Annotated in this window: 10 protein-coding genes; 4 read left to right on the plus strand and 6 right to left on the minus strand. The window is 66.6% G+C overall.

Features of this window, described 5'->3' with window-relative positions; all coding sequences use genetic code 11:
• Positions 1-71 precede the first annotated feature (71 nt).
• Positions 72-761, plus strand: coding sequence for an outer membrane protein (locus AXA74_RS18760; protein ID WP_157993224.1), 690 nt, complete (start codon positions 72-74; stop codon positions 759-761).
• A 35-nt stretch (positions 762-796) separates the two neighbouring features.
• Here AXA74_RS18760 and AXA74_RS18765 read toward each other — a convergent pair whose 3' ends face one another.
• Together AXA74_RS18765 and AXA74_RS18770 are read right to left on the minus strand one after the other, a co-directional pair.
• On the minus strand, positions 797-1048 hold the full coding sequence (locus AXA74_RS18765) for a GlsB/YeaQ/YmgE family stress response membrane protein (protein WP_029579493.1): 252 nt from the start codon (positions 1046-1048) through the stop codon (positions 797-799).
• 104 nt (positions 1049-1152) lie between these two features.
• Entirely contained in the window at positions 1153-1773 is a 621-nt protein-coding gene (locus AXA74_RS18770) for an SCO family protein (RefSeq protein ID WP_032955789.1), read from the minus strand.
• Between the two features lie 194 nt (positions 1774-1967).
• On the opposite strand from AXA74_RS18770, the gene AXA74_RS18775 reads away from it, so the two are divergent.
• A complete protein-coding gene (locus AXA74_RS18775; protein ID WP_185844190.1) occupies positions 1968-2651 on the plus strand; it encodes a class I SAM-dependent methyltransferase in 684 nt (227 codons plus the stop codon).
• Between the two features lie 7 nt (positions 2652-2658).
• Here AXA74_RS18775 and AXA74_RS18780 read toward each other — a convergent pair whose 3' ends face one another.
• The 4 genes from AXA74_RS18780 to AXA74_RS18795 all read right to left on the minus strand — a co-directional run bounded on the left by AXA74_RS18780 (position 2659) and on the right by AXA74_RS18795 (position 8064).
• Positions 2659-4713, minus strand: coding sequence for a M3 family metallopeptidase (locus AXA74_RS18780; RefSeq protein ID WP_032955788.1), 2055 nt, complete (start codon positions 4711-4713; stop codon positions 2659-2661).
• Positions 4714-4835: 122 nt separating this feature from the next.
• Positions 4836-5690: a bifunctional methylenetetrahydrofolate dehydrogenase/methenyltetrahydrofolate cyclohydrolase FolD gene (gene folD, locus AXA74_RS18785; protein ID WP_032979606.1), complete on the minus strand. Its 855-nt coding sequence runs from the start codon at positions 5688-5690 to the stop codon at positions 4836-4838.
• Positions 5687-6313 carry a response regulator transcription factor gene (locus tag AXA74_RS18790; RefSeq protein WP_029579488.1) on the minus strand — a complete coding sequence of 209 codons (627 nt, stop codon included), beginning with the start codon at positions 6311-6313 and terminating at the stop codon, positions 5687-5689. The genes folD and AXA74_RS18790 overlap by 4 nt, the downstream gene beginning before the upstream one ends.
• Positions 6310-8064 carry a PAS domain-containing sensor histidine kinase gene (locus tag AXA74_RS18795; RefSeq protein ID WP_029579487.1) on the minus strand — a complete coding sequence of 585 codons (1755 nt, stop codon included), beginning with the start codon at positions 8062-8064 and terminating at the stop codon, positions 6310-6312. The genes AXA74_RS18790 and AXA74_RS18795 overlap by 4 nt, the downstream gene beginning before the upstream one ends.
• A gap of 536 nt (positions 8065-8600) precedes the next feature.
• On the opposite strand from AXA74_RS18795, the gene aceE reads away from it, so the two are divergent.
• Together aceE and AXA74_RS18805 are read left to right on the plus strand one after the other, a co-directional pair.
• Complete coding sequence (gene aceE, locus AXA74_RS18800) at positions 8601-11312, plus strand: pyruvate dehydrogenase (acetyl-transferring), homodimeric type (protein ID WP_029579486.1); 2712 nt, start codon at positions 8601-8603, stop codon at positions 11310-11312.
• 12 nt (positions 11313-11324) lie between these two features.
• Positions 11325-11976 (plus strand): biotin/lipoyl-containing protein (locus AXA74_RS18805; protein ID WP_155680892.1); only part of this gene is annotated, 652 nt, incomplete at its 3' end.

Here is an 11976-nt window from a genome sequence, read left to right on the forward strand (position 1 = left end):
TATGCCCGGGTTCGCCCCGGTCGCCGGGGCGTTTTTTTCAGCGCTCTAAGAGGCATTGGTATATGCAGCACATGAAGAAGATTGTGGTGGGAATGGCGGTCGGCCTGGCCGCGGCGGGGGCGGCGCAGGCCCAGGACAGCGGGTTTTACGGCACCGTCCGCGCCGGGGCGGCCATCAACCGCCTGAATGACATGCAGGGATACGAGACCTCGGCCGGCAGCGTAGACCTGGGCGATTCTTCGCATGTCACGCGGTGGCTGGGCGCCGTGGGGGTGGGCTATCACCTCTATCCCGGCTGGCGGGCGGAGGTCGAATATGTCCTGCCCAGCCGGATGCGCTTCGAGCGCAAGGCCACGTTGTCCGAAGGCGATGTGGGCGTGGGGGTGCACCTGATGCGTTCGCAGCGCCTGATGTTGAATCTCTATCGGGATGTCGAGCTGACCGATCGCTTCAGCCTGTATGGCAATCTCGGCCTGGGCATGGCCTTCGTCAAGGCCGACGGCCATGTGACGACGCAGCCTGACGACCATCGCGCCGACCTGGCCAGCCGCCGGCAGACGCGCTTTGCCTGGAATATCGGCGCCGGCGCCAGCTATGCCCTGAACGATGCCATCAGCCTGGATCTGGGCTACCGCTATGTGCAGGCCGGCAATGTCCGCACGGGCGATCTCGCAGGCGGTCCGGTAGACGGCGAGAACGGCCATCTGCGCGGCAAACTGCGCGTGCACGAAGTCTATCTCGGCGCGCGCTACCGCTTCTGACGCCAGGCGGGGCGCCGTGCCGGCGCCCCGCGGGTTCAGGCGCGTTTGCGGGCGATGAGCCCCACGACGAACAGCACGATGATCGCGCCGACGACCGAGCCTATCCAGCCCGCCGGCTCACCGGGCGCATACCAGCCCAGCGACTGTCCGAGATAGCCCGCCACGACCGAGCCGACGATACCGAGTATGGTGGTCATGATGATGCCCATGCTCTGGTCTCCCGGCATCAGGGCCCGGGCGATGAGACCCACGACGAAGCCGACGATAATCATGATGATGATGCTCATGCGCGCTCTCCTTCCTAGGGGGATGGTCGCAGCCATCATACTCACGAGGGACGGCCGCGGGGTGTAACAACTCGTGTATCCCGCCGCGGGCATGGCCCGCCGTCTCAGCCCTCGGTGATCTCCAGCAGCTGCTTCAAGTCCTTGGCGATGGCCGCCACGCTGTCGGTATCGGAGGCCAGCAGCCGGGCGCGGCCCTGCTTATCGAAAATATAGACGCCGCGGCTGTGGGTGACGTCATAGACGTCGGCCGAGTCGCCGGGCTTGGGCTTCTCGATCTGGTAGGCCACGCGGTAGCGCCGCGCCAGGTCGGCGATCTGTTTCTCGCTGCCCGTCACGCCGATGGCCTGCTTGTTGAAGGCGTTGACATAGGCTTGCAGGATGTCTGGCGTGTCGCGATGGGGATCGACGCTGACGAACAGGATGCGCACGTTGCGGGCCTGTTCGCCCAACTGCTGCAGGACTGCCGTGAGCTGGGCCATGGTGGTGGGGCAGACGTCCGGACAGCTGGCATAACCGAAGAAAAGCAGCACTGTCTTGCCCTTGAGGTCGTCGCTGCTCAGGGTCTTGCCGCCAGCGGCCGGCAGGCTGAACTTCAGGTCCGGCAGATGCCCCTTCACGTCGTAGAGCGTCCAGTCCACGGAACGATCGCCGCAGGCGGCCAGGGCCAGGCAGAACACCAGCATGAGCGCGCGCCAGGCGCGGCCAGGGAAAAGCTTGCGCAGCATAGGGCAGAAGCGGCGGGCGCCGCAATAGGGGGTCGTTGGGTTGGCATGATTCTACCGTCATGCGCAGGGGCCTTGCAGGCCGGGTCATTCGATCCGGGATTGGCCATTGTCATCTACATTGCGCATGGCTTGGCTAGAATTTTCAGTTTGTTGTCAGTAGTCGCCCCGCTTTGGGGCCCGGCAAGGCAGGCTGCGTGACCCCGTACCACCCCGTTGTTCTCGAACTCCTGGCGCGCGATGGCGCGCGCGAAGTCCTGGATGCGCCCTGCGGCACCGGCTGGCTGGGCCGGTCCTCGGCCGGCTTGCTGCTCGACGGCGTGGGCTTGTGGGAGTTTCCGCAGCCGCAGGCGGGCTATCGCGAGGTGCGCGAGCACGATCTGGACCGGCCGCTGTCGCTGCCGCGCCGCTACGATGCCGTGGTGTGCTGCGAGGCCATCCATCTGCTGACCAATCCGGGCCAGGCTTTCGAGAGCTTTTTCCGGGCCCTGCGGCCGGGAGGCCGGCTGATCGTCACCACGCCCAACACCTGGTATCAGCGCTCACGGCTGCAGTTTCTGCTCAGGGGCTTTCATTCGGGCTTCCGGCCCATGGTGGGCCGCAGGCGGGGCGAGGATTACATCACTTACTTCACCTGGAGCTTTCCGCTGCTGCACTTGCTGATGACGCATAGCGGCTATGAGGACATCCGGCTGCACGAGGTCAATGAGCCCAAGCCCAAGCGTTGGATCGAGCATGTGCTGGCGCTGCCGTCGCGGCTATATTGCCGCCGCCAGCAGCGCCGCGACCCCCGGCATGCGGCCTACTGGCGCCAGGCGGGATCGGCGCAGTCCCTGCACGGCCGCTGGCTGGTGGTGTCAGCCAGGCGGCCGGGGCCTTGAGGCCCGGTCAGGCGGATTCAAGCATGCCGCTGTGGCGCAGCAAGGCGTCGATGCGCGGCGGGCGGCCGCGGAAGGCCGCAAAGGATTCGGCCGCCGGGCGGGCGCCGCCCACGGCCAGGATTTCGCGCCGGAAACGCAGGCCGGTGGCCGGGTCCAGGGTGCTGCCCGCCTGGGCCGCCTCTTCGAACGCCTCGTAGGCGTCGGCCGACAGCACCTCGGCCCACTTGTAGCTGTAGTAGCCGGCGCCGTAACCGCCGGCAAAGAGGTGCGAGAAGGCATGCGGGAAGCGATGCCATTGCGGCGGGAACAGCACCGCCACCTCGGCGCGCACGGTCTCCAGCAGGCTCATCACCTCGGCGATGGGCATGCCGCTGGCGCGGTCGTGCATCAGCATGTCGAACAGCGCGAACTCGATCTGCCGCACGGCTTGCATGCCGCTCTGGAAGTTGCGGGCCGCCAGCAGGCGGTCAAAGAGGGCGCGCGGCAGGGGTTCGCCGCTGTCGACATGGGCGGAGAGCTTTTGCACCACGGCCCATTCCCAGCAGAAGTTCTCCATGAATTGCGACGGCAGTTCGATGGCGTCCCACTCGACGCTGGCGAAGGCCGAGGCGCCCGGTTCGTCGACCTCAGACAGCAAGGCGTGCAGGGCGTGGCCGGTCTCATGGAAGAGGGTAATGACGTCGTCATGCGTGAGCAGCGCCGCCTTGCCGCCGTTGGGGCGCGAGAAATTGCAGGTCAGGTAGGCGACTGGCGTCTGCACCCGGCCGGCCACGCGGCGGCGGTTGCGTTCGCTATCGACCCAGGCGCCGCTTTGCTTGCCGGCGCGGGCATAGAGGTCCAGGTAGAGATGTCCCAAGGTCTGGCCCGCCGGCGACTCCACCCGCACGCCGCGCACATCGGGATGCCAGGCCGAGACCTCGGCCTCGCGCAGCCGCACGTCGAACAGGGTCTCGATGACCTCGAACAGGCCCGCCAGCACGCGCGGCTCGGTGAAATACTGCTTGATCTCGTCTTCGGAATAGGCGTAGCGGGTCTCGCGCAGCCGCTCCGAGACGAAGGGCACATCCCAGGGCTGCAGGTCGGCCAGCCCCATTTCGGCCTGGGCGAAGGCGCGCAGTTCGGCCAGGTCGCGCTGGGCGTGGGGCTTGGCGCGGGCGGCCAGGTCGCGCAGGAAACCGGTGACTTCGGCCGCCGTGCTGGCCATGCGGGTCTGCAGGCGCAGGTCGGCGAAGCTGGCAAAGCGCAACAGGGCGGCTTCTTCGGCGCGCAGCGCCAGCAGCTCTTCGATCAGCCCGGAGTTGTCATAGCGGCTGTCGCCCTGCTCGGAGGCCACGGTGCCATAGGCGCGATACAGGGTCTCGCGCAGCGAGCGGTCGCGCGCATACTGCATGACCGGCAGGTAGCAGGGCATCTTGAGCGTGAGCAGATAGCCTTCGCGGCCCTGTTCGCGCGCGGCATCGGCCGCGGCGGCCACCACGTCGGCCGGCACGCCTTCCAGGCGGCTGGCGTCGGGCAGGTGCAGTGTCCAGGCGTCGATGGCGTCCAGCACGTTTTCGGAGAATTTCTGCGAGGCCTGCGCCTCGCGGTCGGAGATCTCGGCATAGCGCGCGCGGGCCTGGCCCTGGAGCTCCACGCCGCTCAGGCGGAAGTCGCGCAGGGCGAGCTCGACGACGCGGCGGCGCACGGCGGGCCATTGCGCAAAGTCGCTGGCCTGGGACAGGCGCTGGTACTGGCGGTACAGGCCCTCGTGCAGGCCGACCCAGGTGGAGAACTCGGTGACCTTGGGCAGGGCGGTGTTGTAGGCCTCGCGCAGCTCGGGGGTGTTGACCACCGCGTTCAGGTGGCCCGCCACGGACCAGGCGCGCCACAGGCGCTCGGACTGGGTGTCCAGGGGCTCGACCACGGCTTCCCAGGTGGCGGGGCGGGCCGGATCGGCCGCCGCCTCGACAGCCTGGCGCGCCAGGACCAGCAGCTCATCGATGGCCGGGACGATGTGTTCGGGTTTGACAGCGGCGTAGTCAACCAGGTCAGCCACGGGGGCGAGCAGCGGGTTCTGAGTCATGGGCGTCCGATAAAAAGGCGTAACAAAGACCGGCCAATGCGCAAGGCATGGGCGGATGCTTGATATATGGGGAGTATGCCCGGGAATGCAAGCGGCCGGCAGGCCAGCCGCTTGCCGGGCGGTCAGCCGGCCAGGGTGCGCTCGGCCGCCTCGACGGTATTGACCAGCAGCATGGCGATGGTCATGGGGCCCACGCCGCCGGGCACGGGCGTGATGGCGCCGGCGACTTCGCGCGCGCTGGCGAAATCCACGTCACCGCAGAGCTTGCCGTCGGCGCCGCGGTTGATGCCGACGTCGATGACGACGGCGCCGGGCTTGATCATGTCGCCCGTGACCATGCGCGGGCGGCCGGTGGCCACCACCAGCACGTCGGCGCGGCGCGTCTGCGCGCCCAGGTCGCGCGTCTTGGAGTTGCACAGCGTGACGGTCGCGCCGGCGGCCAGCAGCAGCATGGCCATGGGCTTGCCGACGATGTTGCTGGCGCCCACGACCACGGCCTCGGCGCCGCGCAGGGCCACGCCTTCGGCTTCGAGCATCTTCATGATGCCGTAGGGCGTGCAAGGACGGAACAGCGGCTGGCCCGTCATGAGCAGGCCGGCATTGCTGATATGGAAGCCGTCGACGTCCTTGCCGGGGGCGATGGCTTCGATGACCTTGTGCGAGTCCAGGTGGGCGGGCAGGGGCAGCTGCACCAGGATGCCGTGGATGGAGGGGTCGCGGTTCAGGGCATCGATGCGGGCCAGCAGCTCGGCCTCGCTCAGGTCGGCCGGATATTGCTCCTTGACCGAATGCAGGCCGGCTTTTTCGCAGGCCGCCACTTTGTTGCGCACATACACCTGGGAGGCCGGGTCCTCGCCCACCAGGACGACGGCCAGGCCGGGGCGCACGCCCTTGGCGGCCAAGGCCGCCACGCGCTGGGCGACCTCCTCGCGGATACGCTGCGAGAGCGCGGCGCCATCAATGATTCTTGCGGTCATGCGTGGGCCTCGGGTTTGGCCAAGGCGACTTTCATGAGGTCGGCTACGGTGGTCACTTCAAGTTTTTCCATGATGTTGGCGCGGTGCGCCTCGACGGTCTTGATGCTGATGCCCAGGTCGTCGGCGATCTGCTTGTTCAAGCGGCCGGCGACGATGCGCTCGAGCACCTGCTGCTCGCGCGCGGTCAGTCGCGCCAGCATGGCTTCGTGGTCTTTCTGGGCCTGGTGCTTGGAGATGCGCTGCGCGGCCTGCTCCAGCATGCGCGCGACGATTTCGCGCAGGTCCGATTCGTTGAAGGGCTTTTCGAGGAAGTCGATCGCGCCTTTCTTCATGGTGGACACGGCCATGGGCACGTCGCCGTGGCCGGTGATGAAGACAATGGGCAGGGGGGCGTTGCGGGCGATCAGCTGCTCCTGCAGCTCCAGGCCACTCATGCCGGGCATGCGCACGTCGGCGATGAGCACGCCGACCTGGGCGGCGTCGTATTCGTCCAGGAAGGATTCCGCGCTGGCGAAAGCGCGCACCCGGTAGCCGTTGGCCTCCAGCAGCCAACGCAGGGAATCGCGGACAGCCTCGTCGTCATCGACTATGTATACCGTGCTCGACAGGTGGGGGGTGTTCATGCGTGCAACTCCTCGGACTGGTCATTCTGGGCGGGCGCCTCGGGCGCCGCACAGGGCAAGGTAAAGCGGAAGATGGTCCCGCCAGCGGGGTTCGGATCGGCCCACAGACGGCCGTGGTGCGATTCGATAATGGTACGGCAGATATTCAGCCCCATGCCCAGGCCCTGGGACTTGGTGCTGAAGAAGGGTTCGAAGAGCCGCTCGGGCTCGGCGATGCCATGGCCGCGGTCGACCACGGCCACTTCGATCTGGTTGTCGTGCGGAATGACGGCCACCTTGAGCTCATCGGAGTCGCTGCCTTCCATGGCCTCCAGGCCGTTTTTCAGCAGGTTGAGCAGCACCTGCTCGATGAGGATGGGGTCGGCCAGCACGTCGGGCGCGGTCGAAGGCACGAAGCTGTCGATGCGGATGCGCCGCTTGCGCGCGTCGATCTCGGCAAAGCCGATGGCGTTGTCGACGATGCGGCCGATGGGCACGCGCTGGCGGCGCGGCTCGCTGCGTTTGACGAACTCGCGGATGCGGCTGATGATCTTGCCGGCCCGCTCGGCCTGGGCCGCGGCTTTTTCAAGCGCGGGCAGCAGCATGTTCGGGCTGGTGTGGCCGGCCTTGACCAGGGCCACCGCGCCCATGCTGTAGTTGGCAATGGCGGTCAGCGGCTGGTTGAGTTCGTGGGCCAGCGAGGACGCCATCTCGCCCATGGTGGTCAGGCGGCTGGTGAGCTGGATTTTCTCTTGCTGCACGCGCGAGGCTTCTTCGTGGGTGCGGCGCTCGGTGATGTCGCGGGCCACCTGCATGCGCACCCGCCGGCCGTCGGTCCAGGCCAGCATGCGGTGGTGCACCTCGAACCAGCGCTGCACCGAGGGCGCGAAGACTTCCACCGACTCATCGGTGAAGCGGCCGCGCCGGCCGGCCAGCAATTCGTCGTGGCCGCCGGTCTGGGCGCCGAAGACGCGCCGGTAGGTGCGGTTGGCGAACAGCAGCTCCAGGCCGTCGTGCGTGTCGGCGGTGACCGAGATGGCGTCGTCCAGGCCCTCGAGCACCGTCATGAAGCGCTCATGGGCGGCGGTCAGGGCCTCGCGGATGCGCTTGGGCTCGGTGATGTCGGTCATGGAGGTCATCCAGCCGATCTGGTTGCCGTTGGGGTCCAGCAGCGGCGAGACATACATGCGCGCGGTAAAGCGCGAGCCGTCGCGGCGCTGGGCCTCGACCTCCAGGCCGCTGGACGGCGTCTTGCCCGACATCAGCACATCGAGCGTGTGCTGGTGCTGCTCATGGCGGCCCGGCACCCAATAGGGGAAGGGCGGGCTGCGCCCGATGAGGTCGGCTTCGTTCCAGCCGATCATGCGGCAGAAGGCCGGGTTGACATAGGCGATCCGGCCTTCCATGTCGAGCACGCGCATGCCCGTGGACATGGAGTTTTCCATCGCGCGGCGGAAACCGGTTTCCGCGATCAGGGCGGCTTCGGCCGTGGAGCGGAAGCGCGTGTAGCGCCACAGCATCAACAGGCTGATGATGATGACGATGGACAGCGCCAGCACCACCCAGATCAGGCGCTGCTGGCGCAACTCCTGGTCGATGGTCACGAACATGACGCTGTCGTCGTGGATGCGCTGCAGCCAGAAGAACATGCCCATCACACATATATAGAGGACGAGCACCAGCGCGGGCGTTACCCAATACAGACCGCGCCGGCGCGAGCGGGCGTGATCATGGAATGAATTCGGGATATTGGACTTGGCGGGACTGGACATGGGCATGCGGCCGTTAGGCTGCGTATTTTACGGGGTAATGAGGTCCGGGTGGGTCGTGGGATACGGGACTTGGGCGCACCGGGCGCCGCGGCGCGGGCAAGGGAGCCGATATTTCGATGTTGCAGTGCGCAATATTAGGCCGGGCCGGGCCGGTTTCTGGCCGCCTTCTGCTCTGGCGGCGGTCCTGGCTGCGCCGCCGCATGGCCGGCGTCGCGGCAAGCCGGCCGGAGCGGCCGGGCGCCGCGGGCTTGATCTGCACGCCGCGATGGCGCGCCATGCTGTCTTTATGGCGCAAAGGAGGGTGTGCCATCCTATTGCGGGGAGGCGTTTCAGAAAATTGTCAGAATTCCGTATTATGAAATGCCGTACCGCAACATGAAATTTTTCTTGCTCCGGGCTAACCTAGCTACTTAGAATGCGCGCTTCGATGGTTGGCGTCCCCGATTCGGTCCGAGGGCGTCGGCGCGCATAAACTTCTGTACCCCGCTTACCCATATACGGGGTGTGGTCCAAGAAACCCCATCAGGAGACACACGATGTCCTCTCCCGCTCTGGCCGGCAGCCTCCTGGCTGCCAACGACGAAGACACCCAAGAAACCCAGGAATGGCTGGAAGCCCTGGCCGCCGTCCTCGATCGCGAAGGTCCGCAGCGCGCGCACTATCTGCTGGAGCGTCTGATCGATGAGGCCCGCCGGTCGGGCGCCCACATCCCGTTTTCGCCGAACACGGCCTATGTGAACACCATCCCGCCGGGCCTGGAGCCCGCGCATCCGGGCAATCTGGAGCTGGAATCGCGCATTCGCTCCTATGTGCGCTGGAACGCCATGGCGATGGTGGTCAAGGCCAACAAGCATAACCCGCCCGATGGCGGCGACCTGGGCGGCCACATCGCCTCCTTCGCCTCGCTGGCCACCATGATCGGCTGCGGCCAGAACCACTTCTGGCACGCCGAGAGCGACGACCACGGCGGCGACCTGGTGTATTTCCAGGGCCATACCTCGCCCGGCATGTACGGCCGCGCCTATCTCGAGGGCCGCCTGACCGAAGAGCAGCTGGATCATTTCCGCCAGGAAGTCGACGGCAAGGGCCTGTCTTCCTATCCGCATCCCAAGCTGATGCCGGATTTCTGGCAGTTTCCGACCGTGTCCATGGGCCTGGGGCCCCTGATGGCCATCTACCAAGCCCGCTTCCTGAAGTATCTGCATGCCCGCGGCATCGCCGATACGAGCAAGCGCAAGGTCTGGGTGTTCTGTGGCGACGGCGAGATGGACGAGCCGGAGTCGCTGGGCGCCATCGCCCTGGCCGCCCGCGAAAAACTCGACAATCTGATCTTCGTGATCAACTGCAACCTGCAGCGCCTGGACGGTCCGGTGCGCGGCAACGGCAAGATCATCCAGGAGCTGGAAGGCGACTTCCGCGGTTCGGGCTGGAACGTGATCAAGCTGATCTGGGGCGGCTACTGGGATCCGCTGCTGGCGCACGACAAGGAAGGCATCCTGCGCAAGATCATGGAAGAGACCGTCGACGGCGAGTACCAGGCGTACAAGGCCAATGACGGCAAGTTCGTGCGCGAGCATTTCTTCGGCAAGCACCCCAAGCTGCTCGAAGCCGTGGCCCGCATGAGCGACGAGGATATCTGGCGCCTGAACCGCGGCGGCCATGATCCGCACAAGGTCTACGCCGCCTTCGACGCGGCCTCGCGGCACGAGGGCCAGCCCACCGTCATCCTCGCCAAGACCATCAAGGGCTATGGCATGGGCCATGTGGGCCAGGCCAAGAACCCGACCCACCAGCAGAAAAAGCTGGAGCTGGACTCCATCCGCGAATTCCGCGACCGCTTCGGCATCCCCATCCCCGACGACCAGCTCGAGAAGCTGCCGTACTTCAAGCCGGCCGAAGATTCGCCGGAAATGAAATACCTGCACGAGCGCCGCAAGGCCCTGGGCGGCTATCTGCCCAAGCGCCGCCAGAAGGCCGACGAGCAGCTGGCCGTGCCGGCGCTCGATGCCTTCAAGGCCGTGCTGGAGCCCACCGCCGAAGGCCGCGAGATCTCGACCACCCAGGCCTTTGTGCGCGTGCTCAACCAGATCCTGCGCGACAAGCAGATCGGCCCGCGCGTGGTGCCCATCCTGGCCGACGAATCGCGCACCTTCGGCATGGAAGGCCTGTTCCGCCAGATCGGCATCTATGCGCCCGAAGGCCAGAAGTACGTGCCGGTCGACAAGGACCAGGTCATGTACTACAAGGAAGCGGCCGACGGCCAGCTCCTGCAGGAAGGCATCAACGAAGCGGGCGCCATGAGCTCGTGGATCGCGGCGGCCACGTCGTACTCCACCAACAACCGCATCATGGTGCCGTTCTACATCTATTACTCGATGTTCGGCTTCCAGCGCGTGGGCGACCTGGCCTGGGCGGCCGGCGACATGCAGGCGCGCGGCTTCCTGCTGGGCGGCACGGCCGGGCGCACCACGCTCAACGGCGAAGGTCTGCAGCACGAGGACGGCCACAGCCACATCCTGGCCTCGACCATCCCGAATTGCGTCTCCTATGACCCCACCTTCGCGCACGAGCTGGCCGTGATCATCCAGCACGGCCTCAAGCGCATGGTCGAAGACCAGGAGAATGTGTACTACTACCTGACGGTGATGAACGAGAACTACGCCCAGCCGGGCCTGAAGGCGGGCGACGAAGAGGGCATCATCAAGGGCATGTACAAGCTGCAGTCCAAGGGCTCGGCCAAGGCGCGCGCCCGGGTGCAGCTGATGGGCTCGGGCACCATCCTGCGCGAAGTGATGGCGGCCCAGGACCTGCTCGAAGCCGACTGGGGCGTGGCCTCCGACGTCTGGAGCGTGACCAGCTTCACCGAACTGCGCCGCAATGGCCTGGACGCCGAACGCTTCAACATGCTGAACCCGGAAGCGCCGGCCCAGCTGGCCTATGTGACCGAGCAGCTGTCCTCGACCGAGGGCCCCATCATCGCCTCGACCGACTACATGAAGCTGTTCGCCGACCAGATCCGCCCCTTCATGCCCAAGGGCCGCGAATACAAGGTGCTGGGCACGGACGGTTTCGGCCGCTCGGACTTCCGCAGCAAGCTGCGCGAGCACTTCGAGATCGACCGTCATTTCGTGGTCGTGGCCGCGCTCAAGGCGCTGGCCGACGAAGGCAAGGTGCCGGCCGCCAAGGTCACCGAGGCGATCAAGAAGTACGGCATCAACCCGAACAAAGCCAACCCGCAATACGCCTGAGGGTAGACAGAGATGAGCAATATCGTGGAAATCAAGGTTCCCGACATCGGCGACTTCAAGGAGGTGGAAGTCATCGAGGTGCTGGTGGCCCCGGGCGATACCATCAAGGCCGAGCAAAGCCTGATCACGGTGGAGTCCGACAAGGCCTCGATGGAGATCCCCGCCTCTCAGGGCGGGGTGGTCAAGTCGGTCAAGGTCAAGGTCGGCGACAAAGTCGCCGAAGGCAGCGTGATCCTGGAAGTCGAGGCGGCGGCGGCCGAAGCGCCCGCGGCCAAGGCGCCCGCGGCCCCGGCGCCCGAGACCAAGGCGCCCGAGACCAAGGCCGAGGCGCCCAAGGCCGAGGCCCCGGCGCCGGCTGCCGCCAGCGGCCCGGTGGATGTCACCGTGCCCGACATCGGCGACTTCAAGGATGTCGAAGTCATCGAAGTGCTCGTGGCCGTGGGCGACACGGTCAAGGCCGAGCAAAGCCTCATCACTGTCGAGTCCGACAAGGCCTCGATGGAAATTCCCGCCAGCACCGGCGGCGTGGTCAAGGCCGTCAAGGTCAAGGTGGGCGACCGCATCAACAAGGGCGACGTGATCCTGGTGGTCGAGGGCGGCGCGCCCGCGGCGGCCGCCGCGCCCGCGCCCAAGGCCGAGGCGGCTGCCGCCCCGGTGGCCCCGG

It is taken from the genome of Bordetella hinzii LMG 13501, from assembly GCF_001548475.1.
GTDB classification, from domain to species: Bacteria; Pseudomonadota; Gammaproteobacteria; order Burkholderiales; family Burkholderiaceae_B; genus Bordetella; species Bordetella hinzii.

Coding starts and splice junctions, on each gene's coding strand:
- AXA74_RS18760 (WP_157993224.1), top strand. CDS start 72: ATGAAGAAGATTGTGGTGGGAATGGCGGTCGGCCTGGCCGCGGCGGGG.
- AXA74_RS18770 (WP_032955789.1), bottom strand. CDS start 1,773: ATGCTGCGCAAGCTTTTCCCTGGCCGCGCCTGGCGCGCGCTCATGCTG.
- folD (WP_032979606.1), bottom strand. CDS start 5,690: ATGACCGCAAGAATCATTGATGGCGCCGCGCTCTCGCAGCGTATCCGC.
- AXA74_RS18780 (WP_032955788.1), bottom strand. CDS start 4,713: ATGACTCAGAACCCGCTGCTCGCCCCCGTGGCTGACCTGGTTGACTAC.
- AXA74_RS18790 (WP_029579488.1), bottom strand. CDS start 6,313: ATGAACACCCCCCACCTGTCGAGCACGGTATACATAGTCGATGACGAC.
- AXA74_RS18795 (WP_029579487.1), bottom strand. CDS start 8,064: ATGTCCAGTCCCGCCAAGTCCAATATCCCGAATTCATTCCATGATCAC.
- AXA74_RS18765 (WP_029579493.1), bottom strand. CDS start 1,048: ATGAGCATCATCATCATGATTATCGTCGGCTTCGTCGTGGGTCTCATC.
- aceE (WP_029579486.1), top strand. CDS start 8,601: ATGTCCTCTCCCGCTCTGGCCGGCAGCCTCCTGGCTGCCAACGACGAA.